The following is a 26,737-nucleotide window of genomic DNA, read 5'->3' on the forward strand; positions in this document are numbered from 1 at the left end:
CCACCGATCAGTTCGACGACGATATCGACGTCCGGATCGCGCACCACCGAAAACGCATCGTCGACGACCTGTGCCGCCGCTTCGCCGGCCGGCGTGCAGCCGGCCACGAGCGCGCGCGCGCGCGGCAGGTCCTTGTCGGCGACGCGCGTGATGCGTATCCCGCGCCCGGCACGCCGTTCGATCTCGTCACGGTTGCGCGCGAGTACCCCGAAGGTACCCCCACCCACGGTGCCGATACCCAGCAGACCCACGTTGATCGGTTTCATCAGAGCAGCCCATCCTTGCGGAACATCTCTTTCACGCCGCGCGTCGCCTGGCGGATGCGCGACTCGTTTTCGATCAGCGCGAGCCGGACATGGTCGTCGCCGTACTCGCCGAAGCCGATGCCTGGCGATGCGGCCAGCTTGGCCTCGTCCAGCAGTTTCTTCGAGAACTCGAGCGAACCCATCTTCGCGTAGGCCTCGGGGATCTTCGCCCAGATGTACATCGCCGCCTTGGGCGACTCGACCATCCACCCGGCCCCGTGCAGGCCCTGCACCATCACGTCGCGCCGCTTCTGGTAGGTCATCGCGATCTCGCGCACGCACTCCTGCGGGCCTTCGAGCGCGAGGATCGAGGCGATCTGGATCGGGGTGAAGGTGCCGTAGTCGTGGTAGCTCTTCATCCGTGCCAGCGCCGACACGAGGTCGCGGTTGCCGACCATGAAGCCGACGCGCCAGCCCGCCATGTTGTAGCTCTTGGACATCGTGAAGAACTCGACCGCGACGTCGCGCGCACCGGGCACCTCCATGATCGACGGGGCACGGTAGCCGTCGAACGTGATGTCGGCGTACGCAAGGTCGTGCACGACATAGATTTCATGGCGGCGGGCGATTTCGATGATCTTCTCGAAGAACGGCAGGTCCACGCACTGGCTGGTCGGGTTCGACGGGAAGTTCAGGATCAGCATCTTCGGCTTCGGGTACGACTCCTTCATCGCACGGTCGAGTTCGTCGAAGAAGTCGACGCCCGGAGTCATCCGCACATGGCGGATGTCGGCGCCGGCGATCACCGGGCCGTAGATGTGGATCGGGTAGCTGGGGTTGGGCACCAGCACGATGTCGCCGCGTTCGAGGGTGGCGAGCGCCAGGTGGGCGATGCCCTCCTTCGACCCGATGGTGACGATGGCCTCGCTGTCCGGGTCGAGTTCCACACCGTAGCGGGTCTGGTACCAGTTGCAGATGGCCTTGCGCAGGCGCGGGATTCCCTTGGACACCGAGTAGCCATGGGTGTCCGGCCGTTGCGCTGCCTCGATCATCTTGGCGACGATGTGCGGGGGCGTCGGCCCGTCGGGGTTTCCCATCGACAGGTCGATGATGTCCTCGCCGCGGCGGCGGGCGGCCATCTTCAGCTCCGCCGTGATGTTGAACACGTACGGTGGCAGGCGTCGGATTCGGGCGAATTCTTCCATCTGTTCAGTCACCTGGCGCCGCGACCGTCGGTCGGCGGCACATCGTGGAAAGCCGACGAGTTTACCCGAGGCGACCGTGCAGCGCGGCCACTGCCGCCACGCACCGGCGGCTCCGGCAGCCGCCCGCTTTGCCGATACCGGTCAGACGGCGAAATCGGCCGTCGCGCTCAACGCAACCGCTCCGGTGTCGTCCTCGGCCCACAGCTTCGCGCTGCGACCGTCGGCCGCAGGTTCGCCGCAGAGGGTGATTGCCCGGTCCACGAACAGCGGGCGGACGTTGCGGGACGCCATGTGGCGCAACGGGCCGCCCGCGTTCGCGCGCGCGAGTTCGAACACCAGCAGCGTGGTGAGCCCCCCGTTCATCACCAGCGCCGGGTAGCCTTCGGTGCCGGTCACGTAGGGCTGATCGTAGTGGATCCGGTGGCCGTTGAAGGTGAGCGCGGAATACCGGAACAGCATCACCGGGTCCGGCGTCACCACCGTCTTCCAGACCGCAGTACCCGGAGCGGCCATCGGGGCCGCGGGTGGCCGGGGCGCGTTCGGGTCCGGCTCCTCGCGGTAGACGATGTCCTGCTCCTCGACCACGGCCAGCCCGCGGGCGCTGGAGATCTCGGTGCGCACGGTGACGAACACCATCTGGCCCGACTTGCCCGCCTTCGGCGTCACGCTCTGGATCACCGATTCGCGCCTGACCTCGTCGCCGACCCGCAGTTCGCCCTCGAACGTGATGCGCTTGCCGGCGAACATCCGGCGCGGCAGCGGCACAGGCGGAAGGAAATCGCCGCGCCGGGGATGGCCATCCGGCCCGATCTGCGACTGGCGCACCACGCGCGGGAACAGGATGGAGTGCCAGCCGATCGGCAACGGATCGCCGACCTTCGGGCGCGGATCGTCCCGATCGAGCGTGCACGACAGCCGGTGCACGGAGGGCACCGTCACGTAGTCGATGTCGGATTCACGGTTGCCGATCCATTCGGCGAGGCGATCGAGGTCCTGCGTCATGTATTCCTCCTGGAATGCCGGGAAAGTGCGCGGGCGAGTCCGGCCGAGCACTGGACGGGCGGGAACCCGTAACAGTTCGTAATAGCGCTTGCGGATCGTACACCGGAGGCGAATACTGTCGTCACTGCGGTCGCGGCCAGCGACGCAAGCAGCTTCAGCCGGAAGGGGCGACCCTGCCGGCTGTTTTTTGCTGCCCGCGCAGCGCACCTGCCGCGCTTCAGGCGGCTCCGAGCCGGTACTGACTGACCGCTGCCTGCAGTGAACCCGCAGTCGCGGTGAGCTGCAGTGCGTCGTCGGCGATGGCCGCCGTCGCCTCCCGGGCATGGTCGGTCATCGCGGCGATCTGCGCGACGTGCGTCGATATCTCGCTGGCTGCCAGTGCGTGCTGCTGCAATGCTGTCGCGATCTCGCGCACGCTGTCGCGTGCCAGCGCCGACTGTTCGCGGATGGCGCCGATCGTCGAGCCGGCATCGCCGGCATAAGACAACCCGGCATCGACCTTGTGCACGGCATCGGCGATGCGTTCGGTGACCTGGCCGCGGACGGCCATGATCTCGTCGATCATGCGGCTGATCTCGCCGGTCGAGCGCCCGGTCTCGTCGGACAGCTTGCGCACTTCGTCCGCCACCACCGCGAAGCCGCGGCCGGCCTCCCCGGCGCGCGCGGCCTCGATGGCAGCGTTGAGCGCGAGCAGGTTGGTCTGCTCGGCGATGTCCTTGATGATGCGCACGACGCTGTGCACCGCCTCGGACTTCTCGCCCAGGGACTCGACGACGACCGCCGCTTCGTTCACCGAGCGCGCCATCGACTGCATCGAGGCGACGGCATCCTCGATGACACTCGCGCCCAGCGCGGCACGCTGCGCAGACTGCTCTGCCGCGCCGCACGCCTGCTGCGCGCTGTCGGCAATGGAACTGATCGACGCGCTGATCTGCTCGACCGTGCTGGCCGCAGTGGAAGCCGCCCTCGACTGGTCGCCGCTGCCGTCGGCGATGCGCCGGGCCGTGTCCGCCAGCGAGGTGGACGCACCCGCCACCTGCCGTGCACTGCTGGAAGCCGTCTGCAGCGTCGCGACCAGCCTCGACTGCATGCGCTCCAGCGCTGCGATCATCGGGCTGTCGACGACCGTGCGGCGGTCGAACACATGGTCGAGCTTGCCATCGGCCACGTGCACGGCGAAGGCGACCGCCTGCTCGCTGCGTTCGAGCAGCCGCGCCAGCATCAGTGCGAGGTAGCACAGAACGCCGGCCTCGACGACCACATAGGCTGCGTGCAGGAGTACCCAGCCGAAGCCCTGCGACTCGGAGAATACATGGACGCCGAGACCGGCCCGCTGCATTGCATCGAAGCCGAGGTGGTGGAGGGCGATCAGCGCGGCCGCAAACACCACCGGTCGCCAGTCGCAGTAGGCGAGCAGGAAGGCGAGCAGCACGAAGATCCCGAAGTGCATCTCGATCAGGCCGTGGCTGAGCTGGATCATCAGCGCGGGGTAGATCATCATCGACGCGGCGATCGCAAGGCGCACCGCGAGGCTGCCAGGCGCGGCCAGGTAGAGCCCGAGCGGAACGGCCAGCGCCGGTACCCCGACCAGCAGCGCCACAGTCAGGCCGTCGCCCATGGCCCCCATGCCCGCGCAGATCACCAGCAGCAGTGCGCAGGCGCCGAGCATCAGCCGGTCGGTGCTGCGCTGCAGGAGCTGCAGCAGGGTCTGACCCGAGGCGGGATTGGCGACTTCATCGATCATGGCAGGCTTTCAGCGGGGCGCCGCGCAGGTAATTCCGCGGAGCCTGTTGCCGGCGTCCAGGTGCCACAGCAGGGCACCGGTGGTGCCCAGCCAGGCGGCGAACACGACAGCAAGGATGCGCGGGGACACGGCGCGCCCCGGCGACACGCGTACGGACATCGAGACCACTCCAGCAGGAGAGTCCCCTGTTAACGGCATCCAGGCGTGCGGCTTTAGCGGCGCCGCAGCACCGCTGGCCGGGTTACTCGGCCGCGATTCCGGCGTTGCGGATCAGTGCACCCCAGTAGGCCAGTTCCTGGGCAATCGTCTTGGCGAATGCTGCGGGATCCTGGTACTGGGCGAACGCACCCTGCGAGTCGGCCTTCTCCCGGAACTCCCGTCCCTCGACGATCCGCCGGACTTCTTCCGACAGGCGCCTGACCACCTCCGGCGGCAGGCCCGCCGGCCCGAGCAGGCCGAACCAGGACGCCACCTCGTACTTCGGGAAGCCGGCTTCGGCCGCGGTCGGCACCGTCGGCATCGACGGGTGGCGGTTGCGTGCCGCATAGGCAATCGCCCGCAGCTTGCCTGCCTGCACCTGCTGGATCACGCCGGGCGGCGTGGTGATGAACATGTCGATGTTGCCGGCCATCAGGTCGACCACGGCCGGACCGCTGCCCTTGTAGGGAACATGGATCATCTTTCCGCCGGCCTGCTGCTCCAGGATTTCGCCGGACAGGTGCTGTATCGACCCCGCGCCGGAGGAGCCATAGCTGATCTTGCCGGGGTTGGCCCGGATCAGGTCGACCAGTTCCTTCATCGTGGTGACCTTCGTCGACGGCCCGACGGCGATCACCTGCGGCGCGTAAAGTGCCATCGCGATGGGCACGAAATCCTTGACCGGATCCCACTTCAGGCCCTTGAAGAGGTGCGGATTGCCAACGTGGAAGCCCGAAAACTGCAGCAGCAGGGTGTGGCCATCGGGCTTCGCGCGCGCGACCAGTTCGGTACCGATGTTGCCCGAGGCGCCGCCGCGGTTCTCCACGAGCACCGGCTGGCCGAGCGCCTTCGACAGCGGCTCCTGCAGGAGGCGGGCGGTGAAGTCGGTGGACCCGCCGGGAACGGTGGCCACCACCAGCGTGACCGGCCGCGAGGGGAAGGATTGCGCTGCCGCAACCGTGGACAGGCCCAGCAGCAGGCCGGCGATCATCCGTTTCATCTTGTCTCTCCTCCGATGCACATCTGCCGCCGCACCGTGCCGTGCGGACAATGCGGGTTCCAGACTGCCGATACCGTGGCCGGGCTCCGCCGGTCGCACTGCGTGGCAAGGGTACCTCAGGACCGCAGGTACTCCGAGATCTCGATCAGGTTGAGGTCGGGGTCGCGAACATACACCGAGCGGATGCGGCCGGTCGCGCCGGTGCGCGGCCCGGGACCGTCCTCGATCCGCACACCTGCCGCCTCCAGGCGCTCGATCACCGCCTCGAGCGGCAGCGCCGCGATGAAGCACAGGTCGAGGGCGCCCGGCACCGGCAGGTGCGCCTTCGGCTCGAACTCCGCACCCTTCACATGCAGATTGATCTTCTGGTTGCCGAAACGGAATGCGACCCGGCCTTGCGGCAGCTCGGGCGTCACGCCGAAGCGCTCGAGCTGCATGCCGAGCACGCGCGTGTAGAAATCGATTGCACGGGCCGGGTCGGTGGTGGTCAGCACCAGGTGGTCCAGGTGATCGATCATGGCACCTCCGCACGGGCGCGCGACTGGGCGACCGAAGCCGGCACCGGATGCAGGTCGAGCCTGCGCCCGGCCTTCACCAGTTGCCCGGGGAGTTCATGGCCGACCAGCGCTCCGAGCCGTCGCGCACAGTCGAGCAGCGCAGGCAGGTCGACGCCGATGCTGCAGCCCTCCAGCACCAGCATGTGCGCGAGGTCTTCGGTGCACACGTTGCCGGTCGCGCCCGGCGCATAGGGACAACCGCCGAGTCCGCCAAGCGACGCATCGAACCGATCGACGCCGGCCTGCAGCGCCGCCAGTGCATTCGCCAGCCCCATGCCACGCGTGTTGTGCACGTGAAGCGTCAGCATCGCGCCAGCGAAACGCCGGCGGTAATCGGCACACAGCGCGGCGACCTGGGTCGGATAGGCCATGCCGGTGGTGTCGCACAGCGTGACGCCGCGGGCACCGGCATCGATGAAGATCGCGGCGAAATCCAGCACCTCGCCTGCGGGCACGTCGCCCTCCATCGGGCAGCCGAAGCTGCACGACAGCGACACGTTGACGGGCACGCGCGCCTCGGCGGACAGCCGCATCACCTCCAGCAACTGGGCGACCGACCGCTCGCGCGTCATCCGGAGATTGGCCAGGTTGTGCGTCTCCGAACACGACATCACCAGGTTGAACTCGTCCGGCGGCGCAGCCAGCGCACGCTCGACGCCGCGCACGTTGGGCACCAGCACCGTGTACTCCACGCCGGGTACCCGCTGGATGCGGCGCATCACCTCGTCGGCGTCGGCCAGCATCGGGATCGCCCTGGGCGAGGTGAACGAGGTCACCTCGATCTTGGCCAGACCGGTCGCGGACAAGGCATCGACGAATGCGACCTTGTCGTCTGTCGGCACGAACACACTCTCCGCCTGCAGCCCGTCGCGCATCGCGACATCCTGCAGGAACACGCGGCGCACGGCACCAGCGCATGGATCCATCATCAGTCTGCCTCCCCGCCGGTCTCGATGACATTCTTCGCCGCGAGTTCGGCGATGGCCGACTCGCTGATGCCCAAATCGCGCAGCACCTGCGCCGTATGGTGGCCAAGCGCCGGCGCCAGCGTCGAGAGCCGGCCGGGCGTCGCGGACAGCCTCGGGACCACGCCGGGCACGTCGAGTTCGTACCCTTCCGTCGTGGTGATGCGCTGGATCATGCCGCGTGCCCGGTAATGCGGATCCTCGGCGATGTCGCGCGCGGTGTAGATGCGGCCTGCCGGAACCCGCGCGCGTGTCAGGCCGTCGAGCACCTCTGCGAGCGGCCGCGCCGCGGTCCAGGCACCGATCGCCGAATCGAGTTCGGCAGCGCGCCTGGCACGGCCATCGTTCGATGCGAGGTCGGGTGCATCGCGCAGGTCGGCACGGCCGATCAGGTCCATCAGCCGGCGATAGATGCTGTCGCCATTGCCGCCGATCAGCACCGCGCCATCGGCGCAGCGGTAGGCGTTGCTCGGGGCGATACCCGGCAGCGCGCTGCCCGCCGGTTCACGTACCGCTCCGAACGCGCTGTACTCGGGCAGCAGGCTTTCCATGCAATTGAATACTGCCTCGTAAAGGGCAACGTCGACCACCTGGCCACGGCCTGCTGCGCCCTGCGCCTTGCGGTGGTAGAGCGCGAGCAGCAAGCCGATCACGCCGTGCAGGGCAGCCAGGGTGTCGCCGATGGACACGCCCACCCGCACCGGCAGACGGCCAGGCTCGCCAGACAGGTGTCGCAGCCCGCCCATCGCCTCGGCGATCACGCCGAAGCCGGGCCGGTCGGCGTACGGACCATCCTGGCCATAGCCGGAGATGCGCAGCATCACCAGGCCGGGGTTGCCACTTGCCAGCGCCTCGTAGCCCAGGCCCCAGCCTTCCAGGGTGCCGGGCTTGAAGTTCTCGATCACCACGTCCGCCTCGCTGGCGAGCCGGCGGCAGAGTTCCTGCCCCTCGCTGCAGCGAAGGTCGAGTGCCACCGACCGCTTGTTGCGCGACTGCACCTGCCACCAGACGGAGGTGCCATCCTTGAGCATCCGCCACTTGCGCAGCGGGTCGCCGCCGCCCGGCGGCTCGACCTTGATCACGTCGGCCCCGAAATCGGCGAGCATCTTGCCCGCGAACGGGCCGGCGATCAGTTGGCCGAGTTCAAGCACGCGCAGCCCTGCCAGGGGAAGCGCAGATGCCGGGCCTGCAGCCGGCGGACGATCGGGACTGTCTGACATCGTGGAAGCGCAGTCGATTGCAACAGCCATGAGCGTACACCAGCGCGCAGCGCCCGGCCGCGCAGCGCGTCCGGACCGGCGTTCAGTCGCCGCCGGCCAGCATCACCCGGTTGCGGCCCTTGCGCTTGGCCCGGTACATCGCCTGGTCCGCCCGGCGCAGCGCCTCCGCGCCGGGTTCTCCTGGCTGCATCCGCGACACGCCGGCGCTGAACGTGATCAGGACCTTCCTGTTGTCGTGCAGGAACAATTGCCGGGTCAGTTCGCGCTGCAGGCGCTCGACGACGGCCTTCGCATCCTCCAGCGGCGTCTCGGGCAGCAGCAGCACGAACTCCTCGCCACCATAGCGGCCGACCGTGTCGGACGGACGCAGCATGCCGCGCACCATGGACACCAGGTAGCGCAGGGCCTCGTCTCCGGCCTGGTGGCCGAGGCGGTCGTTCAGCTTCTTGAAGTTGTCGATGTCGATCATCGCGAAACACAGCTGCGAACCGTAGCGATGCGCGCGCGAGGCCTCCCGTTCGACGGCTTCGTCGAGCCCGCGCCGGTTGAGCGCGCCGGTCAGCGCGTCCTCCCGCAGTGCGGCGCTCACGCGGGCAAGTTCCGCCTCGAGTTCGGCGACCTTCGCCCGGGCACGCGTCGCCTGCTCACTCACGCCGAGCACGTCGTCGCGCGATCGCGTCGCGTCGATCTGCATCCGGCGGATGTCGACCATCAGGTCGTCGAGCACCTCGCGCAGCGCATTCACGTTCTCGGTCACGCGCACCCGCTCGGTATAGCCGACGATCCGCGTCTGGTAATCGACCGCGCTCCGGGCCATCTCGCCCACGCGCTCGACGAACACGCCGATCAGTTCCTTCAGCGTGCGCTTCATCTCGCGCAGCGCCTGCTTGAGCGCGCGCTGCCGTTCCGCCGTCTCGCGGAACTGCGCCTGCGCGTCGGCGAGCGTGCGCGACGTAGGGGGCTGGGCCACGGTTCGCTCCAGCATCTGCACCTGCCCGGCAACCCAGCGGTCGTCGTCCACCAGTTCGGCGAGATTGGCGACCAGCATGCGCACCAGCGCCATCGAGTCCTCGACGATCAACCGCTGTTCCACCTGCACCAGCTCGGCCTCGCGCAACGCATGGCCGATCGCCGTGTCGACTGCCGCGCAATCGGCCGGGGTCGCCGCCGCACGCACCAGGGATGGCAACCGGGATACGGTACCGGCCAGCTTCGGGTAGTCGGATACCCGCGGCGCCACCTCGCGCTCGAAAACCCCGGCGAGCAGTTCGCGCAGCGTCTGCGCAAGGTCCTGCACCATCGGCAGCAGGATCACGTCCGATGCCGGGGGATTCGTCGCCGCGATACCGTTGAACACGGGCGACGCCTGCCACGGTGCAGGGGCAACGGCAGCGGTGGCAACGGCAGCGGTGGCAACGAATGGCGCGCCAGCCGGCGCGACAGCGTCCTCGGCTGCATCGACCACCAGCGCTCCCGGCGCCGACGGCAGGGCTTCGCCCCACGCCTTCACCATCGAGGCGAGCTTGTCACCGAGCTGGGGAGACCTGCGAAAGCTGATCAGCAACCGCTCCAGGCCCTCCCTCTTCTGGCTCAGCGAGACGGCCGCGTGGCGTACCTCGAGCTGGCGCAGCAGGTCGCGGATCACCTGAGACCAGTCGGTCGGATCGGCTCCAGCAGCCGCTGGCCGGCCAGGCATCGCGACCGCCGGGGTACCGGCGATCTCGGCATAGACCTGCACATAGTTTTCCGGCGTGGGCGCGATCCGGCGACTGGCCAGTACTTTCAGGGTCTCGCGCGCGAGCTCACCCGGGGTGCGGGCCGGGCGGGGGGACGGGACGGACTCTTGAGGCATCGGTATCGCGGATCGAACGACTGGGTTATGCGGCCATGCTGCACATCCCTCCGTTATCGGTCAACGGACCGGCAAGTTGAGGGCGTCCGGGACCCGTGGATCAGCGCGCAGGCGACATCCGGAAATCGAACTCGACCCGTTCGAACGGGTTCGGCAACCGGTACCGCCCAGCTTCTTCGGGTGAATCGCATTGCACGAACGGGATCGCGAGTGACGCGCGCACGCCGAACACCGCGTCCTGGTCGATGTACGGGTCGTCGGCGGGAAACAGTTCGGTCGTCAGCGGCGCGAAGCCGTCGGCCAGCACCCGGAAATGGAAATGCGCGGGACGCCACGCGTGCCGACCGCCGGCGCGCAGCAGGTCACCGACCGGGCCGTCGTAGGGCACCGTATACGGCGCGGGCCGCACCGTGGTGAACGCATAGGTGCCGTCATCGCCCAGCGTCATGCGGAAACGCAGGTTGTCCGGGCTCTGGCCAGGATCCTGCTGCCAGTAGTGCCCGACGGCATTTGTCTGCCAGAAGTCGAGCGTCGCCCCGCGTACCGGCTTCCCGGCGAGGTCGAGCACGCGTCCGCAGACCAGTACCGGCTGCCCGGCATTGGCACGGATCAGGTCTCCGCCGACCGCCAGTTCCGGCGAGCCTTCGGCGTGGAAAGGCCCCAGTACGCTGCGCTCGGTCGCGCCGGGCACGCTTTGCAGCAGGTCGGTGAGCGAGGTCAGCCCCAGGATGTCCGAGGTCAGCACGAACTCGTTGCGCCGGTCATCGGTGATCGCAGCCGCGGCGGTGAGGAATGCAATGCCCGCGCGCCACTCCTCGGGCCGCAACTCGACCTCTCGCGCGAAAGCATGCAGGTGGCGCACCAGTGCGCCCAGTACTTCCTTCAGGCGGGGATCGTGCGCGCCAGCAAACGACGCGATGACCGCATCGGTGAGGGTATTGCGGTCGATCGCCTGCATGCGTCCTCCTGGGTCCGTACCGGGCGGGTTCAGTCTGCCTTCAATCCGAGCTGCTTCACGATCTTCGCGTAGCGCTCGACGTCATTTCGCAGCACGGCGCCGAATGCGGCCGGCGACATCGGCGTCGGTTCGATCGCGAGACCGCTCATCCGCTCGCGCACATCGGTTGCTTCGAGCGCACGGTTGATCTCGGCGTTGAGGCGCCCGACCACCAGCGCCGGGGTACCGGCCGGCGCGAGGAATGCGATCCAGGTGTAGTCGGCAAAGCCGGGATAGCCGAGTTCCGCGACGGTCGGCACGTCGGGCAGCGTCGCCGAGCGCTTCGCGCTGGTCACCGCAATCGGCCGGATCTTGCCGGCCTGGGCGAGCGGCACCGCTGGCGGCATCGAAGTGCTGCCGATGGGCACCTGGCCACCGAGCACCGCGGTGACCGCGGCGGCCGGCGTGTGCGGCACGTGTGTGATGTCGAGCTTGTTCAACTGCCGGAACAGCACCTCGGCCGCGAGATGCGTGGTCGTGCCCGTGCCGGACGACGCATAGCTCAGACGCTCGGTCCGGGCCAGCGCGAGCAGTTCCTTCAGGCTGGTGGCCTTGACCGACGGGTGGACGAACAGGATGTTCGGCGTCAGCGTGGCCATGGCGACCGGGACGAAGTCGCGGATCTCGAAGCCCGGTCGCGAAAACAGGCTGACGTTCACCGCGAACGCTACGCTCGTGCCGAGCAGCGTATGGCCGTCGGGCGCAGCCTTGGCGACGATCTGGGCGCCGATGTTGCCACCGGCGCCGCCCCGGTTGTCGATCAGCACCGGCTGGCCGAAGGCTTCGGCCAGGCGCGGCTGCAGCAGCCGGGCGATGGTGTCGGTCGTGGCGCCCGGCGGAAACGCGACCACGACGCGCAGCGGACGCGACGGAAAGGACGACGACTGGGCCTGCGCCAGCGCCTGGGCCGCAGTGCCGGCGAGCGGCAAGCCGATGGCCAGGGCGCGCGCGGCATTGCAGATGATCGATCGGGCAGTCGGTTGCATCGGATTCTCCTCCGGGCTGGTACCTGGTCTTGTCGTAACGGCTACAGAAGCGTGCACATCTCGTCGAAGGACAGCCTGGGCAGGCGCAGCGGCAGCGCGGCCACGTCGCCGTAGCCGAGGTTGACCATGAAGTTGGACTTGAACGACGTGCCATGGAAAAACACTTCATCGACCTTGGCGTTGTCGAAGCCGGACATCGGTCCCACATCGAGACCCAAAGCGCGCGCGGCAATCATGAGCCAGGCGCCCTGCAGCGTGCTGTTGCGCAGCGCATACGGCTCGGCCGCATCGGGATGGGTGCGGAAGTGGGTCGCATGGTCGCCGGCCGGGAACAGCCGCGACAGGTGTTCGAAGAACAGGGTGTCGTAGGCGATCACCGCGGTGACCGGCGCCTCGCGCACCTTCGCCACGTTGCCCACGTCGAGGGTCGGGATCAGCCGGGCCTTGCCCTCCCGGGTGCGGATGAACAGGATCCGTGCAGGGTTGCAGTTCGCGCTGGTCGGGCCCCACTTCATCAGGTCGTACAACCGGTGCAGCGTGGCGTCGTCGACCTCGCGCGACAGCCACATCTTGTGCGAGCGGGCGCCGGTCAGCAGGCCGGCCACCGCGGCCTGCAGCGCAGCCGGGCTGAGCGCCGCGAAGCGGGCGCGCACCGCGAGTGCCTCGGCGACGGCCTGTTCCTTCTGTTCGTCGGTGTTCATGTGGTTGCTCATGATGCGGCCGCCAGGGTACGGGCCTCGCGCGCCTTGATCTTGTCGTGCCTGCGCAGCAGCTTCTCGGCGCGCACGACGATCGGGATGTCGATCATCTTGCCGTCGATCTGGAACGACCCGCGGCCCTCGGCCGCGAACTTGGCGTTCATCTCGATCACCTTGCGCGCGAACGCGACCTCCTCGTCGGACGGGGAATACTCGGCATTGACGATCTTCACCTGCCCGGGGTGGATGCAGCCGGCGCCATCGAAGCCGAAGCGGCGCGACTTGCGCACCATCGCGCGGAACTTGTCCCAGTCGCTGAAGTCGGCGACCGTGCCGATGAAGCCCAGCGGCATCACGCCGGCGGCCCGCGCCGCGATGATCATGCGCTGCTTGGGGTGCAGCAGCACGTCCTCTTCCGGAAGCATGTCGCAGTTCAGGGCAAAGTCTTCGCCGCCGATGTTCATCGCGACCACGCGCGGGCACGCACGCGGGATCTCGTCGATGCGCAGAAAGGCGTCCGGCGTCTCGATCATCGTGATGAACTTCGTGTGCCCGATCTTCATGCCGCGCTTCAGTTCGAGCTCGCTGACCAGTTCGTCGAGCAACCGCACATGCGAGGCGCTGTCCGCCTTGGTGATGGCGAGGCCATCGACATCGGGGCAGATCGAATGCTCGATGTCGCGCACCGCCAGCGACAGCGGCTGGTTGATGCGGACCACCACGTCGGAGCCCCCCTGCCGCACGCGGGCCGCGTTCTTCTCGACGAGCGTGCGGGCAGTGGCCTTCTCGCCCGGCGGCACGGCGTCTTCGAGGTCGAGCTGGATCACGTCTGCGGCGCGCGTATGCGCCTTGTCGACGAATTTCTCGACGTTGACCGGTACGTAGAGCAGCGAACGCCAGACAGGCAGTTCATCCTGGGTATGCATCGAGATCTCCTGTTCCGTTGTTTTCAGGCGCCACTGGCGGCGTCGACCAGCGCGCCGCTGGCCGGGTCCACCAGCGCGCCACTGGCGCGCAGGGCGGCGATGCGCGCCAGGTCGAAGCCGGCTGCCGAGAGTATCGCGTCGTTGTGCTCGCCCAGGGCAGGCGCGGGCAGCCGGATCGCACCGGGCGTCGCCGACAGCCGGGGTACGACGCAGTGCATCGGCACCTGGCCCATGTCGGCATCCGGATAGTCTGCCAGCACTTCACGCTCGACCACGTACGGATCCTGCATGATCTGCGAGATGTCGTAGATCGGCCCCACGGTGACTTCCTCGCGGTCGAAGAATGCCAGGTTCTCGTCGAGCGTCCGGCCGGCGATGAACGCGCCGATCACCGCATCGAGCTCGACCGAATGACGCAGGCGGTCGGCATTGGTGCGAAAGCGCGGATCGTCGACGAGGTCCGGGCGGCCGATCGAGCGCAGCACCCGCTCGGCCATCGCCTGCGTCGATGCCGACAGGCACACCCAGCGCTCGTCGCGGGTGCGGTAGGCGTTGCGCGGGGCGGCCGTGGTCGAGCGGCTGCCGGTGCGGCTGCGCAGCCGCCCGCTCGCTCGGTAGCTGGCGGCCTGTGGTCCCATCACCGAGAACAGCGGGTCGAACAGCGACACGTCGATCGACTGGCCTGCCCCGCCATTCACCTCGACCTCGCGCAGCGCGACCATCGTGGCGAAGGCGCCGTACAGGCCGGCGGTGCAATCGGCCAGTTGCATGGGCGGCAGCACCGGTTCCCGGTCCTCGAAGCCGTTCAGCGCAGCGAAGCCGGACATGCCCTCGGCGAGGGTGCCGAAGCCGGGCTTGTGCCGATATGGTCCGTCCTGGCCCCAGCCGGTGACGCGAACCACGACGAGCTTCGGGTTGCGTGCATGCAGCACGCCAGGGCCCAGCCCCATCTTCTCCAGCGTGCCGGGGCGGTAATTCTCGATCAGCACCTGAGAACGCTCGACCAGCGACAGCAGAACCTCGATCGCCTCCGGCCGGCGCAGGTTCAGGCAGAGGCTTTTCTTGTTGCGCGCGTACACCTTCCAGTTCGTCGGCACCCCGTTCACCAGCCAGTCGCGCAGCGCATCGCCGTCGGGCGTCTCGACCTTGATCACCTCGGCACCGAAGTCGGCGAGCGCGAGGCTGACCATGTTGCCGGCAACCACCCGCGACAGGTCGAGCACGCGCACGCCGTGCAACGGACCGCGCGCATCGGTGGCGAATGCGCGCTGCTTCAGGGCGCGGGGAGCCGGCGCGGACGAAGGCCCGGCGTTTGCCTTTGCCATTGCGTTCAGTCCGGACGAATGGCCGCGTCGCGGGCCACGGCGCGCCAGAACAGGATCTCGTCGCGCACGATGCGCGCGAACGCCTCGGGCGTGGTGCCAGCCGGCTCCGCGCCCTCGGCGGCCAGGCGCTCGCGCATCTCGGCCGTCTGCAGCACCTTGACGGTTTCGGCGTTAAGCCGGTCGATGATCGGTCTCGGCGTGCCGCCGGGTGCGAACAGGCCCCACCAGAGCACCGCCGCATAGCCGGGCACGCCCGACTCGGCGATCGTCGGCACGTCGGGCACGAACGGCGAGCGGGTCGGCGTCGACACGGCAAGCGCACGGACGCGGCCGGATTTCACCTGCGGCATCACGTTCGGGATACCCGACAGCAGGAACTGGATCTGCCCGCCCATCAGGTCGGTGAGCGCCGGGCCGATGCCCTTGTACGGCACGTGCACCGTCTGCACCTTCGCCATCCGGTTGAGCACCTCGGTGGCGAGGTGGTTGATGCCGCCGCTGCCGGACGAACCGTAATTGAGCGCCCCCGGCTTCGCGCGTGCGAGCGCGATCAGCTCGGCCATCGTCTTCGCCGGCGACTCCGCCGCCACGGTGATCATCAGCGCGCCCATCCCGAGCCGGGTGACCGGCGCGATATCGCGGAACGGATCGAACGGAACCTTCGACTGGATAGCGACGTTGGTGGTGAACGAGGTCGAGTGGATCATCAGGTTGTAGCCGTCCGACGGCGCCTTGGCGACGAGGCCTGCGCCGAGCAGCCCGCCAGCACCTGGGCGGTTGTCGATCAGGACCGGCTGGCCCATCGCCTCGCTCAGGCGCTGGCCGATGATGCGGCCGAAGATGTCGTTGCTGCCGCCCGGCGTGAACGGAATGATGAAGCGCAACGGACGGTTCGGATAGGGCTGCGCCGACTGGGCGAGCGCGATGCCGGTCGATGCCGGAACGGATGACAGCAGAACCAGCAGCGGCAGCAGCCGTTGCTTCATGCGCAGCGCGCGCGCCTGACCAGTGGTCATCTGGACTCCTTCGGAGGTATCGCCGCGGGCCGTACGCTGCGGCCGCGTGCCGGGTGCCATGCTATCGCGTCCGCTGCCGCCGCGCGCGCGGCGACGGCGTTCGGCGCACCGGTGGCTGCGATACCATCCGGGCGTCGATCATGGCGAGTGGATGTGCGGATGGCCTTCGAAGGATTTGCCCGGGCGCGGATCGCCACATCCGATCCCGGCGTCGAGATAAACGTGCGCCACGGCGGCAGCGGACCCGCTCTCCTTCTGCTGCACGGCAACCCGTTGTCGCATCACTCCTGGCATCGGCTGGCCGACCGTCTGGCGCAGCGTTTCACCGTGGTCGCGACCGACCTGCGCGGCTACGGCGACAGTTCGAAGCCGCGCGGGCTGCCGGACCACTCGAACTACACCTTCGGCCGCATGGCGCTCGACCAGGTCGAGGTGATGGCTGCGCTCGGCTTCGAGCGATTCCAGGTCGCCGGCCACGACCGGGGCGCGCGGGTCGCCTTCCGGATGGCGCTCGACCACCCGGACCGGGTGAGCCGTGTCGCCTTCATGGACATCCTGCCGACCCACCATGTGTTCGCGCACAGCACGCGCGAATGGGGCCTGAATTCCTACCACTGGTTCTTCATGGCCCAGCCGTACGACTTTCCCGAGCGGCTGCTGGCCGGCAACGAGGCCTACTACATCCGGAAGAAGCTGCTCAAGCAGGGTGTCGGCAAGGGCGGCTTCTCCGAGGAAGACGTGCAGGAGTACATCCGGGTCTGCACGCCTGAACAGATCCACGGGGTGTGTTCGGACTATCGTGCGACCGCGTTCGTCGACTACGAGGCAGACCGCGATGCTTTCGAGCGCGGCATCCGGGTCGAGCAGCCCGCGCTGGTGCTCTGGGGCGAACACAGCCACACGCAGAAGTATTATTCGCCGTCGACGGTCTGGCCGCGCTATGCCGCGAACATCGAGCGGCTGGTCGCCCTGCCCTGCGGGCACTACCCGAACGAACAGAGCCCGGAAGAGACGTTGCGCGAACTGAACGGCTTCTTCGAGGCCTGAACCGACGGCGCGGCCGGACGCACGCACGCAAGACAGGAAGGACACATGACCGTACGCACGGTGAACCCTGACGGACTCGAACCCTTGCTGCAGCGTGTCGCCGACGGATTGCCGACACTGCTCGTCGATTTTGCTGCGATCTGCGACTGCGGCGGAAGGGTGGCCGGATCCGACAGCGAACGGCGCGCATGCGATTTCACCCTCGGCCGTCTGGCCGAGATCGCCGGTGCCAGCCGCACCGGGCGCACCTGGCTCGAGCCAGTCGACTATGCCGGCTGGCAGCCGGGAAGCTGTTCGCTGTCGCTGGCCGACGGCACGCCACTTGCCTGCCAGCCGCTGCTCGGCTCGGCCTCGACGCCGCCGGCAGGCCTCATGGCCAGCGTGATCGATCTCGGGCGCGGTACCGACGAGGACTTCCAGCGCGCGGCGGCACGGATCCCGGGCCGGATCGCGCTGGTGCGCCACGAGTTTCCCTTTTCGCCGGACCACGTACACCGGCGCCGGAAGTACGACGCAGCGCGTGCCGCCGGTGCCGCAGGCTTCGTGATCGCGCACACCGATCCGCGGGCAAGTCCCACGTCCGGGTCGTCCGGCCGCAACGGTGGCGACGGCATACCGGCCGTCGCCACCGACCACGCGGGCAGCGTGCGACTGACCGCCGCGCAGGCCTCCGGCGCGCGGCTGCTCGTGCAGGGAACGGACCAGCCAGCGGTCGGCCAGACGCCGATGCTCGACCTGCCGGGGCGAGACCCCGACGATCCGCGCAGGGTGGTGCTGTCGGCGCACCTCGACGGCCATCCGCTCGCCGAGAGCGCGATGGACAACGCCAGCGGGCTGGCCGTTGCACTCGCGCTGGCGCGCGCAGTCGCGCCGCAGATGCCTCAGGCGGCCCTCGGGCTGCGCGTGTGCCTGTTCACCGCCGAGGAATGGGCGCTGGCCGGGTCGCGGCAATGGCTGGCCATGATGACGCCCGCCGAGCGCAGCCGATTCGTGATCGACATCAACCTCGACACCGTCGGTGCCGACCCGAGGCTCACGGCGCTGACCAGCGGCTTCGCCGGACTGGACGCGTTCGTTGCCATCAGCGCCCGGGGGGCCGGGCAGCCGATCGCCCTGCATCGACCGCTGATGTCGAACTCGGACCATGCGAACTTCGCGGCGCACGGCATCCCGGCCCTGCGCCTGATCGCGGGTTTCGACCAGCCGACGAGCCGCGTGCGGCACATCCTGACCGCGCAGGACACACGCGACCAGGTGGCACCCGGCGAACTCGCCGGCGCCGCGCGGGCGGCCGCCAGCCTGCTCTGGCACGCGCTATGCGCGACCGACGAGGACGTGTCAAGCTGGCGCTGAAGCCGGCGCGCAGCGCCGGCGGTGATGAACCCTTGCTTTTTCAACAGGAGATGGACATGGCGGGAGGCCCGCTCGAAGGCGTGCGCATCATCGATCTCACCTCGGTCGTGGTCGGGCCGCTCTGCACGCGCACGCTGGCCGATTACGGCGCGGACGTCATCAAGGTAGAGAGCCCGTCCGGCGATCTCGGGCGCAACATCGGCGGCCGCGGCCGCACCGAGAACATGGGACCGAAATTCCTGCACCTGAACCGGAACAAGCGCAGCGTCGTGCTCGACCTGAAGAAGCCGGCCGGCCGCGAGGCGCTGCTGAAGCTGGTCGCCACCGCCGACGTGCTGCTCTGGAACGTGCGGCCCGACTCGATGGCGCGGATGAAGCTGTCATACGAAGACGTGCGCAAGGTGAACCCGAAGATCATCTACTGCGGCATGTTCGGCTTCGGCCAGGACGGCAGCTACCGTGCCAAGCCGGCCTACGACACGATCATCCAGGGCTCCAGCGGCCTGTCCGCGCTGCTTCACCGGGCCGTAGGCGAGCCGCGCTATGTGCCGATCGTGATGTGCGACCGCACCGTCGGCCTGATCGCGGTGCAGATGATCGTGATGGCGCTGTTCGCGCGCACCCGCACCGGCGAAGGCCAGTCCATCGAGATCCCGATGTTCGAGAACATGGCTGCCTTCGTGCTCGACGAGCACATGTACCAGGCGACCTTCGATCCGCCGATCGAGGGCGCGCCGACCGACCACGGCGGCACCGGCGACCCGCGGCTGCTCGACCCGGACGGACGGCCGCTGCCGACGAAGGACGGCTGGGTCTGCGTGTCCGCCAACACCGACGCGCAGGCGTTCGGATTCTTCCGCGCCGTCGGCCGTCCGGAACTGGTCACCGACCCGCGCTTCTCGTCGGTGTCGGCGAGGCACCGCAACGTGAAGGCCTATTTCGCGATCCGCATCGAGGCGCTCAAGGACAGGACGACCGCCGAGTGGCTGGAGATCCTCGACGCGGCCGACGTGCCGGCCATGCCTTACCACACGCTGGAGACGCTGCTGGAAGATCCGCACCTGGCGGAGGCCGGCTTCTTCGAGTGGAAGGACCACCCGACCGAAGGCCGCATCCGCAACATGCGCGTGCCGAACAGGCTGAGCGGCGGGGTACGCGCCGACTATCGCCCAGCGCCGAAACTGGGCGCCGACAGCCGGGAGGTTCTGGCCGAGGCGGGCTACGACGCGGCGACGATCGAGCGCATGATCGCCGAGGGCATCACGCTGGCCCGCTGAACCGGGATGCATCCAGTGGAGGCGCACCTGGTGGCGCCTTGCACGGCGGAAGAAGCCGCCCGGAGGCGGCTTCCTTCGGGCAGCAGGCCAAGCCGCGCCGGCCGCCGGGCCTCAATCCGGCTTCACGCCCGCTGCCTTCACCAGCTTCGACCACTTGGCGATCTCCGACTTGATGTACGCGCCGAACGCCTCGGGGGTGGTGGGCGTCGGCTCCAGCCCCTGGTTGAAATAGATCTCGCGAATGCTCTGCGACCCGAGGATCTTCACTGTCTCGGCATTCAGGCGGTCGACGATCGCCTTCGGCGTCTTCGCCGGCGCGAGGAGTCCGTACCAGTTGTTCGCCTCGTAGCCGGGCAGCGCGGCTTCGGCGATCGTCGGCAGGTCGGGCAGCATCCCGGCCCGGGTAGCGGTGGTCACGGCGAGGCCACGCACCTTGCCGGCCTTGATCTGCGGGATGGCGGTGGCCGCGGTGGCGAACACCATCTGCACCTCGCCGCCGAGCAGCGCGCCCATGGCCGGCGCCCCGCCCTTGTAGGGGATGTGGGTAATGTCGGTTCGGGTCATGTGCTCCAGCAGCACGCCGGACAGGTGACCGGCACTGCCGACCCCGGACGAACCGTAGTTGAGACTGCCCGGCTTCGAGCGCAGCAGCGCGACCAGTTCCTTCACGGTCTTCGCCGGCACCGACGGATGCACGACGAGCACGTTGATCGAGGACGCCATGTTGGTGATCGGCGAGAAGTCGCGGATCGGGTCGAAGGCGAGCTTCTCGTAGATAGACGGATTGATCGCCAGCGCGGCGATCGTGCCCACCAGCAGTGAATAGCCGTCCGGCGTCGCACGCGCGGCGATCTCGGTGGCGATGTTGCCGCCGGCGCCCGGCCGGTTGTCGACCACGAACTGCTGACCGAGCACTTCGGACAGCCGCTGGGCGACCGGACGTGCCGCGGTGTCCGCGCCGCCGCCGGGCGCGAAGCCGACCAGCATGCGCACCGGACGGTCGGGATAGGCCGGTCCTTTCTGCTGTGCGTTCGCGGCGCAGGGCATGACGGCCAGTGCGATCGACGCAAGGCCGGCCAGGGACGGGATAGCGAAGTGGCGATGCTGTTGCCTTGGTCGTAGTGTCATCTTCATCTCCGTTGGTTGTTCAGCTTGCCCCGGCCTTGCGCGACGCAGCCAGCCGCGCGCCGATGTCCATCGCCGCCTCCATCGCGCCGCTGCCGGCCACGTGCTTGCCGACGATGTCGAAGGCCGTCCCGTGCGCCGGCGTGGTGAAGACGGTCGGCAGCCCCGCCGTCACGGTGACGCCCTTGTTGAACCCGAGCAGCTTGGTCGCGATCTGTCCCTGGTCGTGATACATCATGACCACGCCGTCGAACTCGCCGGCACGTGCCTTGATGAACACGACATCCGACGAGACCGGACCGACGCAGCCGATGCCCTCGGCACGCATCCGCTCCACCGTCGGGCGGATGATCGTGATCTCCTCGTCACCGAACAGACCGTTCTCGCCGTTGTGCGGATTGAGCGCGGCAACCCCGATACGCGGGCTGGCGACGCCCTTGTCACGCAGCATACGGTCGGCCAGCCGGATCGCATCGGCGACACGCGGCGGCTGCACCATGTCGACCGCCTTGCGCAACGAGACGTGGGAGGTCACCCGGAACGTCGCGAACTGATCGATGACGTTCATCTCGCCGTAGAACCCCTGGTGCCCGGTGAGCGCGGCGAACATCTGGTGCTCGTCCGGGAAGTTCCAGCCGCCACGGAACATCGCGCCCTTGTTGAGCGGGGCGAAACAGATACCATCGAGCCGGCCGGCCAGCGCCATGTCGATCATCGCCTTCAGGGTATCGCCCGCGAGCTTTCCGGCCTGCGGCGAAGCCTCGGCGCGCGGCAGCGCCGCCGGGTCCATGTTGCCGAGATCGATCAGTGGCGTCGGACCGCCGGGCTGCTCGACCTCGTGCCAGTCGATGTCTTCGAGCTGCGGGTACTGGCGCACCGGGAAGGCGACTTCCGCGTCCGCCTGGCCCATCGCCAGCACGCGCGCATCGCCGATCACGGCCACCCGGGTGCCGGCAGGCCAGGCACGCCGGGCGATCATCCGGCAGGCGATCTCCGGGCCGATGCCGGTCGGATCGCCCAGCATCAGGCCGATCAGCGGGCGGGTTTCGAGCACCTTGTCAGTCATGTATGTACAGCCTCTTCGTTGGGCAGTTGCCGGGGTACCCGGCAGGGTGCTGCGGGTCAGTGCTGCAAGTCAGTCCAGCTTGATTCCGAGCTTCCGCCCGAGGTCTCCCCACACCGCCATATCCTCCCGGATCAGGGCGCCGAAGGCCTCGGGCGTGGTCGGCGACGGGTCCATGCCCTGTGCCAGCAGGTTGCGGCGCACCTCGGCGTCGTCGAGGATCCGGCGTACCGACGCGTTGAGCAGGTCGACGATCGGCCGCGGCAGCTTTGCCGGCCCCAGCAGCCCCCACCAGCCGCTCACGTCGAAGCCGGGCAGCCCGGCTGCTTCGGCCACGGTCGGCACGTCGGGAACCGCAGCCGAGCGCTTCGGCGCGCCCGAGGCAATCGCCTTCAGGCGCCCGGCCTTCATGTGCGGCAGGCCGACCAGCACCGGCGTGAACGCGAGCTGCACTTCATTGCCAAGCTGGGCCACGGTTGCCGGGCCGATGCCCTTGTAGGGGATATGCGACATCGACAGCCCGGCGCGCGACATCAGCAGTTCCATGCCGAGGTGCGGCGGCGATCCGTTGCCCGACGAACCGTAGTTGAGCTTGCCCTGACTCGCCTTCACATGCGCGATCAGCTCTTTCATGTTCGACGCCGGCAGCGACGGATGGGCAAGCAGCAGCAGCGGCGAAGTCGTGGCCAGCGTGATCGGCGTGAAGTCGCGCACCGGGTCGTAAGGCAGCTTTTCGACCAGACGGGCGCTGCTTGCGAACGAGTTGAACGTGAACAGCAGCGTGTAGCCGTCGGCCGGCGCCTGCGACACGATCTGCGCGCCGACGATACCGCTGCCGGCCGGGCGGTTGTCGACGATGAAGGTCTGGCCGTGCCGCTCGCCGAGCTGCTGTGCCAGCACGCGGCCGACCGCATCGGTGCCGCCACCCGGCGCGAACGGGATGATCAGGCGCACCGGGCGCTGGGGATAGCCCGCCTGCGCGGAAACATCGCCCGGAAGAAGAGCGGCGAGCAGGACGGAAACGGACAGGCAGGCAGCGCCGACGGCGCATGTGCGACGATGGATCACGGAAACTCCTCCGGTGCGGCCGGCCCCTGGTTCGAGGGCATCGGCGCGGATTGACGGGTCGCCCGCAGCAGCGAGTCGGCACTGCAGGGCGCTGCGTGCCCGGTTCTGCGTTGCGCACCCGATGATACCGGACGCGGCGCCTGCGGCGGCCCGATGCGCAGCCTGCCTCGGGCATAATCGCGCCCTTCACATGGAAGGATCTGAGCGATGGGTCATACGCTGGCTGAAAAGATTCTCGGCGCCCGTTCGGGCGGTGCCCCGGTCAATGCAGGCGACGTCGTCGTCGCCCGCGTCGATTTCGCGATGGTGCACGATGCACGCGCAGCCAACGCCCTCAAGGCGGTAGCCACGCTCGGTTTCGACAAGCTGCCCAACGCGGCGCGCACCGCCTTCGTGCTAGACCACTTCTCGCCGCCGCCGTCGCGCGAAGCGGCGAACGTGCATGCCGACATGCGCGAGTTCTGCGAGCGCACCGGCGCGGTGATCTACGACGTCGGCGACGGCATCTGCCACCAGGTGCTGCCCGAGCATGGCCACTTCACCGCAGGCGACCTGGTGGTGGGCACCGATACCCATTCGACGACTTATGGCGCGTTCAATGTGTACGGCACCGGACACGAAGGCACCGACGTGGCCGCCATCCTCGCCACCGGGCGCACCTGGTTCAAGGTTCCCGAAACGATTCGCGTCGAGCTCACCGGACGCCTCGCCCCGGGCGTATGGGCCAAGGATGTCACCCTCGCGATGCTCGGCCGCCTCGGCGCCGAGGGTGCGAACTTCAAGGTGATCGAGTACACCGGCAGCGCGGTGGCGTCGATGGACATCGACGACCGGATGACCCTGTCGAACCACGCAGCCGAACTCGGCGCGGAAGCCGCAATCCTCGAATGCGACGACAAGACGGTCGCATGGCTCGCCGCGCATGGCGCACAACCTCCGAAGCCGGTCACCGCGGACGCCGATGCGCGCTACGCCGACCGCTTCGCGATCGATGCCTCGACCCTGGCGCCGAAGGTGGCGCACAACCACGATATCGGCGATGTGGTGGACGTGTCGGAACTCGCAGGCCAGCCGGTGCACGTCGGGCTGATCGGCACCTGCACCAACGGCCGGCTGGACGACATCCGCCAGGCCGCCAGCATCCTGAAGGGCAGGAAGATCGCCAGGGGCGTGCGTCTGGTCGTCACTCCGGCCTCGCGCGCGATCTACCTCGCCGCGATGCGCGAAGGGCTGTTCGAGATCCTGACCGAGGCCGGTGCCTCCGTGGATGCCGCTGGCTGCGGCACCTGCGTGGGCATCACGCACAAGCTGATGTCGGCCGATCGCGAGCGCGTCATCTCCAGCGCGAACCGCAACTTCAAGGGCCGCCTGGGCAATCCCGAGTCGGAGATCCTGATCGCCTCCTCCGCGACGGTTGCCGCCTCCGCGCTGACCGGGCGCGTCACCGACCCGCGCGAGTTCGCGTACGACATCCGCAGCGCCGCGTGAAGGAGACACCGATGACGCAGACACCCATGACCGGCACCGCATCGACCGTCGCACCGATCCGCGCGACCGTGCACCGCCTCGGCGACGAGGTCAGCACCGACATCCACTGCTCGGCCAAGTACAACATGGGCAAATCGGTCCAGTGGCTGGCCGAGCATGCATTCGAACAACTGCAGCCCGGTTTCGCGCAGCGCATCAAGGCGGGCGACGTGATCGTCGCCGGCAAGGACTTCGGCATCAACTCGTCGCGCGAGCAGGCGGTGCACGTACTGCGCGCGATGGGCGTGTCGGCCGTCATCGCACAGTCGTTCGGCCGGCAGTTCTACCGCAACGCGATCAACAACGGCCTGCCGATCGCCGAATGCGACGTGTCCGCGATCCATGACGGCGACCTGATCGAGGTCGACGTGGCCGCCGGGCGGATCGCCGTGCCGGCCACCGGCTTCAGCGCAGCGGTGCCGAAACTGCCGCCCGCAGTGCTTGCACTGATCGCCGCAGGGGGGCTGCTGCCGTTCCTGAAGCAGCACCCCGACTGGGCCTTGCCGACCGCCTGAGCAGCGGATCCGGCAAAGGCCTGACGGGGCGGGCGGGACGTCAGCCCTTCAGGTGGGCGTCCCGCTGCTGGTACAGCTTCTCGTCGGCATAACCCATCGTATCGGGTCTTGCGCGGCCGAGCATCACCTGGAAGTAGACCGGCTCGAGGCTGTTGTTGTCGTAGCCGTGGATCACCCCAGGCGGGCAGGCGACGCACTCCCACTTGCCCAGTCGGGTCGTCACACGGTTGCCCTGCTCATCCTCGACGAATACGTCGAGGAAGCCGTCGAGCACGAAGAATACCTCTTCGACTTCATGGGTGTGCGCCGCATTGCCCTGGCCCGGCTCGACGAACATGATCGACAGCGTGAAGCCACGCGCCGGGATCACCGACGGATCATCGTGCTTGCCGGAGCCGCCGGCGCCGATGAAGCGATGCTGCGCGCGCTTCCAGCCCTCGATCTTCGCGTCTTCGAACGCGGCCCAGTCGGCGGTCTTTTCCTTGAATCGCCCGGTAAACTTCTTCAGCACGGTGTCGAGCGGCAGCCCGACGAGTTCCGGGGGCATCGGGTGGCGTGCAGCTGGCATGGTGTTCGCTCCTTGTTGCGTTCGTTGTCGATGATCGATAGTAGTGCGCCGTCGCGCGCGAAGGCAACCGCGCACTGTTTTTTCCGGACAGGTCCATGCGCCCGCGCGCGTATCGCCCATGCTGCCGTAATATCGCGAGCTCCCGGATGTGATCACATCGCCTGCCGGCCCGCTGGCGGCACCGGGAACCGGCACGAACCCCAGCACGAGAGGTCCACTGCATGCGCCCGACACCCGCCCAGAACACCGAACGCCCCGCCCCTCCGGCGAATGTCGTGCGCCGCACGATCCTGTGCGCCCTGCTGGCCACGGCGCCTGCAGCGAGCTTCGCGCAGCCGGCCTTCCCTTCGAAGACCATTCGCCTGATCGCACCGTTTGCGCCCGGCGGTGCCCTCGACCTGACCGCACGCGTAGTGGGGCAGGTGCTGACCGAACAGCTGGGCCAGCCTGTCATCGTCGACAACCGGGCCGGCGCCGCCGGCGCCATCGGGTCCGAGCAGGTCGCGCGCGCGGCACCCGACGGCTACACGCTGCTGCTCGGGGCCACGACGACCCACGGCATCAATCCGGTGCTGCAGCAGCTCAGCTACGACCCGATCAAGGATTTCACGCCGGTGTCGCTGGTGGTGACGATCCCGCATGTGCTGGTCGTCAACCCGACGCTGCCGGTCAACACCCTGCCCGACCTGATCAAGTACGCCCGCAGCAAGCCCGGCCTGACCTACGGCTCGGCCGGCACGGGTTCGCCGCACCACCTCGCCGGCGAGATGCTCAAGATCGCCACCGGCATCGACATCACCCATGTGCCCTACAAGGGCTCGGCGCCCGCGATGTCCGACGTCATCGCTGGCCAGGTGCAGTTCATGTCGATCGAACTCACCGCCGCGGTCAGCCAGCTCAAGGCCGGCAAGCTCAGGGCGATCGCGATTGCCACGGCGAAGCGGGTGCCGGGCGTCGATCTGCCGACGGTCGGCGAAAGCGGCGTGCCCGGGTTCGAAGTCACGGCCTGGTACGCGGTCTATGCGCCTGCCCGCACCCCGCGCAACGTGGTCGACATCCTGTCGAAGGCGATCGCCCGCGGCCTCGGCTCGGGCGAAGCGCGCGAGAAGCTCGCCTCGCTCAACGCGGTCACCATCGGCAGCACGCCGGAGGAACTGACCACCCACATGCGCAGCGAACTCGCGCGCTGGTCGAAAGTCATCAAGACCGCCGGCGTGAAGGCCGAGTAGTTCCCCCGCCGTTTTCCGATCACCCCGCA

General features: G+C 68.5%; 25 protein-coding genes. 6 read left to right on the forward strand and 19 right to left on the reverse strand.

The features are described 5' to 3' along the window. The 15 genes from ING98_18335 to ING98_18405 form a co-directional block, all read right to left on the reverse strand. Positions 1-266: homoserine dehydrogenase (locus ING98_18335; protein MCA3103829.1), on the reverse strand; the 266-nt coding region annotated here is incomplete at its 3' end. Next, entirely contained in the window at positions 266-1,450 is a 1,185-nt protein-coding gene (gene alaC, locus ING98_18340) for an alanine transaminase (GenBank protein MCA3103830.1), read from the reverse strand. The genes ING98_18335 and alaC, both read right to left, overlap by 1 nt. A 141-nt stretch (positions 1,451-1,591) precedes the next feature. After that, positions 1,592-2,452, reverse strand: coding sequence for a MaoC family dehydratase N-terminal domain-containing protein (locus ING98_18345; protein ID MCA3103831.1), 861 nt, complete (start codon positions 2,450-2,452; stop codon positions 1,592-1,594). 217 nt (positions 2,453-2,669) lie between these two features. Further along, positions 2,670-4,196: a methyl-accepting chemotaxis protein gene (locus tag ING98_18350; GenBank protein MCA3103832.1), complete on the reverse strand. Its 1,527-nt coding sequence runs from the start codon at positions 4,194-4,196 to the stop codon at positions 2,670-2,672. Between the two features lie 241 nt (positions 4,197-4,437). Next, positions 4,438-5,394 (reverse strand): tripartite tricarboxylate transporter substrate binding protein, encoded by a 957-nt coding sequence (locus ING98_18355; GenBank protein ID MCA3103833.1) that lies wholly within the window; start codon positions 5,392-5,394, stop codon positions 4,438-4,440. A 116-nt stretch (positions 5,395-5,510) separates the two neighbouring features. Next, the gene (locus ING98_18360) at positions 5,511-5,912 is read right to left on the reverse strand and encodes a VOC family protein (protein ID MCA3103834.1); all 402 of its coding nucleotides are present in this window, start codon (positions 5,910-5,912) and stop codon (positions 5,511-5,513) included. Continuing rightward, the gene (locus ING98_18365; GenBank protein MCA3103835.1) at positions 5,909-6,880 is read right to left on the reverse strand and encodes a hydroxymethylglutaryl-CoA lyase; all 972 of its coding nucleotides are present in this window, start codon (positions 6,878-6,880) and stop codon (positions 5,909-5,911) included. The genes ING98_18360 and ING98_18365 overlap by 4 nt, the downstream gene beginning before the upstream one ends. Then, positions 6,880-8,136, reverse strand: a complete 1,257-nt coding sequence (locus ING98_18370; GenBank protein ID MCA3103836.1) for a CoA transferase — start codon at positions 8,134-8,136, stop codon at positions 6,880-6,882. The genes ING98_18365 and ING98_18370 overlap by 1 nt, the downstream gene beginning before the upstream one ends. Positions 8,137-8,218: 82 nt before the next feature. Next, positions 8,219-9,988: a diguanylate cyclase gene (locus ING98_18375; GenBank protein ID MCA3103837.1), complete on the reverse strand. Its 1,770-nt coding sequence runs from the start codon at positions 9,986-9,988 to the stop codon at positions 8,219-8,221. A gap of 100 nt (positions 9,989-10,088) precedes the next feature. Continuing rightward, on the reverse strand, positions 10,089-10,946 hold the full coding sequence (locus ING98_18380) for a hydroxyquinol 1,2-dioxygenase (GenBank protein MCA3103838.1): 858 nt from the start codon (positions 10,944-10,946) through the stop codon (positions 10,089-10,091). Positions 10,947-10,975: 29 nt separating this feature from the next. Next, a complete protein-coding gene (locus ING98_18385; protein MCA3103839.1) occupies positions 10,976-11,971 on the reverse strand; it encodes a tripartite tricarboxylate transporter substrate binding protein in 996 nt (331 codons plus the stop codon). A gap of 41 nt (positions 11,972-12,012) precedes the next feature. After that, the gene (locus ING98_18390) at positions 12,013-12,672 is read right to left on the reverse strand and encodes a malonic semialdehyde reductase (protein MCA3103840.1); all 660 of its coding nucleotides are present in this window, start codon (positions 12,670-12,672) and stop codon (positions 12,013-12,015) included. Positions 12,673-12,680: 8 nt separating this feature from the next. Then, the gene (locus ING98_18395) at positions 12,681-13,595 is read right to left on the reverse strand and encodes a CoA ester lyase (GenBank protein MCA3103841.1); all 915 of its coding nucleotides are present in this window, start codon (positions 13,593-13,595) and stop codon (positions 12,681-12,683) included. 23 nt (positions 13,596-13,618) lie between these two features. Beyond that, a complete protein-coding gene (locus ING98_18400; protein MCA3103842.1) occupies positions 13,619-14,920 on the reverse strand; it encodes a CoA transferase in 1,302 nt (433 codons plus the stop codon). Positions 14,921-14,925: 5 nt separating this feature from the next. Next, positions 14,926-15,906 (reverse strand): tripartite tricarboxylate transporter substrate binding protein, encoded by a 981-nt coding sequence (locus tag ING98_18405; GenBank protein ID MCA3103843.1) that lies wholly within the window; start codon positions 15,904-15,906, stop codon positions 14,926-14,928. A 189-nt stretch (positions 15,907-16,095) separates the two neighbouring features. Here ING98_18405 and ING98_18410 point away from each other — a divergent pair, with 189 nt between their 5' ends. Genes ING98_18410 through ING98_18420 form a run of 3 tightly spaced genes read left to right on the forward strand, consistent with a single transcriptional unit; the run spans position 16,096 to position 19,613 of the window. Beyond that, on the forward strand, positions 16,096-16,983 hold the full coding sequence (locus ING98_18410; GenBank protein ID MCA3103844.1) for an alpha/beta hydrolase: 888 nt from the start codon (positions 16,096-16,098) through the stop codon (positions 16,981-16,983). A gap of 45 nt (positions 16,984-17,028) precedes the next feature. Then, entirely contained in the window at positions 17,029-18,336 is a 1,308-nt protein-coding gene (locus tag ING98_18415) for a M28 family peptidase (GenBank protein MCA3103845.1), read from the forward strand. 56 nt (positions 18,337-18,392) lie between these two features. Next, on the forward strand, positions 18,393-19,613 hold the full coding sequence (locus ING98_18420; protein MCA3103846.1) for a CoA transferase: 1,221 nt from the start codon (positions 18,393-18,395) through the stop codon (positions 19,611-19,613). A 111-nt stretch (positions 19,614-19,724) separates the two neighbouring features. On the opposite strand, the gene ING98_18425 is transcribed toward ING98_18420, so the two are convergent. The 3 genes from ING98_18425 to ING98_18435 form a co-directional block, all read right to left on the reverse strand. Beyond that, the gene (locus ING98_18425) at positions 19,725-20,747 is read right to left on the reverse strand and encodes a tripartite tricarboxylate transporter substrate binding protein (protein ID MCA3103847.1); all 1,023 of its coding nucleotides are present in this window, start codon (positions 20,745-20,747) and stop codon (positions 19,725-19,727) included. Between the two features lie 13 nt (positions 20,748-20,760). Continuing rightward, complete coding sequence (locus ING98_18430; protein MCA3103848.1) at positions 20,761-21,804, reverse strand: 4-hydroxythreonine-4-phosphate dehydrogenase PdxA; 1,044 nt, start codon at positions 21,802-21,804, stop codon at positions 20,761-20,763. A 69-nt stretch (positions 21,805-21,873) separates the two neighbouring features. Further along, the gene (locus ING98_18435; protein ID MCA3103849.1) at positions 21,874-22,869 is read right to left on the reverse strand and encodes a tripartite tricarboxylate transporter substrate binding protein; all 996 of its coding nucleotides are present in this window, start codon (positions 22,867-22,869) and stop codon (positions 21,874-21,876) included. 207 nt (positions 22,870-23,076) lie between these two features. On the opposite strand from ING98_18435, the gene ING98_18440 reads away from it, so the two are divergent. Further along, the gene (locus ING98_18440) at positions 23,077-24,357 is read left to right on the forward strand and encodes a 3-isopropylmalate dehydratase large subunit (GenBank protein MCA3103850.1); all 1,281 of its coding nucleotides are present in this window, start codon (positions 23,077-23,079) and stop codon (positions 24,355-24,357) included. Positions 24,358-24,368: 11 nt separating this feature from the next. Next, positions 24,369-24,911, forward strand: a complete 543-nt coding sequence (locus ING98_18445; GenBank protein ID MCA3103851.1) for a 3-isopropylmalate dehydratase — start codon at positions 24,369-24,371, stop codon at positions 24,909-24,911. Between the two features lie 40 nt (positions 24,912-24,951). Here ING98_18445 and ING98_18450 read toward each other — a convergent pair whose 3' ends face one another. Continuing rightward, the gene (locus ING98_18450) at positions 24,952-25,479 is read right to left on the reverse strand and encodes a cupin domain-containing protein (GenBank protein MCA3103852.1); all 528 of its coding nucleotides are present in this window, start codon (positions 25,477-25,479) and stop codon (positions 24,952-24,954) included. Positions 25,480-25,700: 221 nt separating this feature from the next. Here ING98_18450 and ING98_18455 point away from each other — a divergent pair, with 221 nt between their 5' ends. After that, on the forward strand, positions 25,701-26,708 hold the full coding sequence (locus ING98_18455) for a tripartite tricarboxylate transporter substrate binding protein (protein MCA3103853.1): 1,008 nt from the start codon (positions 25,701-25,703) through the stop codon (positions 26,706-26,708). The last annotated feature ends 29 nt before the right edge of the window (positions 26,709-26,737 follow it).

This window comes from Rhodocyclaceae bacterium (assembly GCA_020248265.1).
Classification (GTDB): Bacteria; Pseudomonadota; Gammaproteobacteria; order Burkholderiales; family CAIKXV01; genus CAIKXV01.

Excerpts from the sequence above, each read along its gene's own strand:
- ING98_18365 (MCA3103835.1), bottom strand. The coding sequence starts at position 6,880 with ATGATGGATCCATGCGCTGGTGCCGTGCGCCGCGTGTTCCTGCAGGAT.
- ING98_18415 (MCA3103845.1), top strand. The coding sequence starts at position 17,029 with ATGACCGTACGCACGGTGAACCCTGACGGACTCGAACCCTTGCTGCAG.
- ING98_18440 (MCA3103850.1), top strand. The coding sequence starts at position 23,077 with ATGGGTCATACGCTGGCTGAAAAGATTCTCGGCGCCCGTTCGGGCGGT.
- ING98_18445 (MCA3103851.1), top strand. The coding sequence starts at position 24,369 with ATGACGCAGACACCCATGACCGGCACCGCATCGACCGTCGCACCGATC.
- ING98_18375 (MCA3103837.1), bottom strand. The coding sequence starts at position 9,988 with ATGCCTCAAGAGTCCGTCCCGTCCCCCCGCCCGGCCCGCACCCCGGGT.
- ING98_18370 (MCA3103836.1), bottom strand. The coding sequence starts at position 8,136 with ATGTCAGACAGTCCCGATCGTCCGCCGGCTGCAGGCCCGGCATCTGCG.
- ING98_18355 (MCA3103833.1), bottom strand. The coding sequence starts at position 5,394 with ATGAAACGGATGATCGCCGGCCTGCTGCTGGGCCTGTCCACGGTTGCG.
- ING98_18385 (MCA3103839.1), bottom strand. The coding sequence starts at position 11,971 with ATGCAACCGACTGCCCGATCGATCATCTGCAATGCCGCGCGCGCCCTG.
- ING98_18425 (MCA3103847.1), bottom strand. The coding sequence starts at position 20,747 with ATGAAGATGACACTACGACCAAGGCAACAGCATCGCCACTTCGCTATC.
- ING98_18360 (MCA3103834.1), bottom strand. The coding sequence starts at position 5,912 with ATGATCGATCACCTGGACCACCTGGTGCTGACCACCACCGACCCGGCC.
- ING98_18395 (MCA3103841.1), bottom strand. The coding sequence starts at position 13,595 with ATGCATACCCAGGATGAACTGCCTGTCTGGCGTTCGCTGCTCTACGTA.
- ING98_18350 (MCA3103832.1), bottom strand. The coding sequence starts at position 4,196 with ATGATCGATGAAGTCGCCAATCCCGCCTCGGGTCAGACCCTGCTGCAG.
- ING98_18450 (MCA3103852.1), bottom strand. The coding sequence starts at position 25,479 with ATGCCAGCTGCACGCCACCCGATGCCCCCGGAACTCGTCGGGCTGCCG.
- alaC (MCA3103830.1), bottom strand. The coding sequence starts at position 1,450 with ATGGAAGAATTCGCCCGAATCCGACGCCTGCCACCGTACGTGTTCAAC.
- ING98_18455 (MCA3103853.1), top strand. The coding sequence starts at position 25,701 with ATGCGCCCGACACCCGCCCAGAACACCGAACGCCCCGCCCCTCCGGCG.
- ING98_18405 (MCA3103843.1), bottom strand. The coding sequence starts at position 15,906 with ATGAAGCAACGGCTGCTGCCGCTGCTGGTTCTGCTGTCATCCGTTCCG.
- ING98_18420 (MCA3103846.1), top strand. The coding sequence starts at position 18,393 with ATGGCGGGAGGCCCGCTCGAAGGCGTGCGCATCATCGATCTCACCTCG.
- ING98_18400 (MCA3103842.1), bottom strand. The coding sequence starts at position 14,920 with ATGGCAAAGGCAAACGCCGGGCCTTCGTCCGCGCCGGCTCCCCGCGCC.
- ING98_18410 (MCA3103844.1), top strand. The coding sequence starts at position 16,096 with ATGGCCTTCGAAGGATTTGCCCGGGCGCGGATCGCCACATCCGATCCC.
- ING98_18380 (MCA3103838.1), bottom strand. The coding sequence starts at position 10,946 with ATGCAGGCGATCGACCGCAATACCCTCACCGATGCGGTCATCGCGTCG.
- ING98_18345 (MCA3103831.1), bottom strand. The coding sequence starts at position 2,452 with ATGACGCAGGACCTCGATCGCCTCGCCGAATGGATCGGCAACCGTGAA.
- ING98_18390 (MCA3103840.1), bottom strand. The coding sequence starts at position 12,672 with ATGAACACCGACGAACAGAAGGAACAGGCCGTCGCCGAGGCACTCGCG.
- ING98_18430 (MCA3103848.1), bottom strand. The coding sequence starts at position 21,804 with ATGACTGACAAGGTGCTCGAAACCCGCCCGCTGATCGGCCTGATGCTG.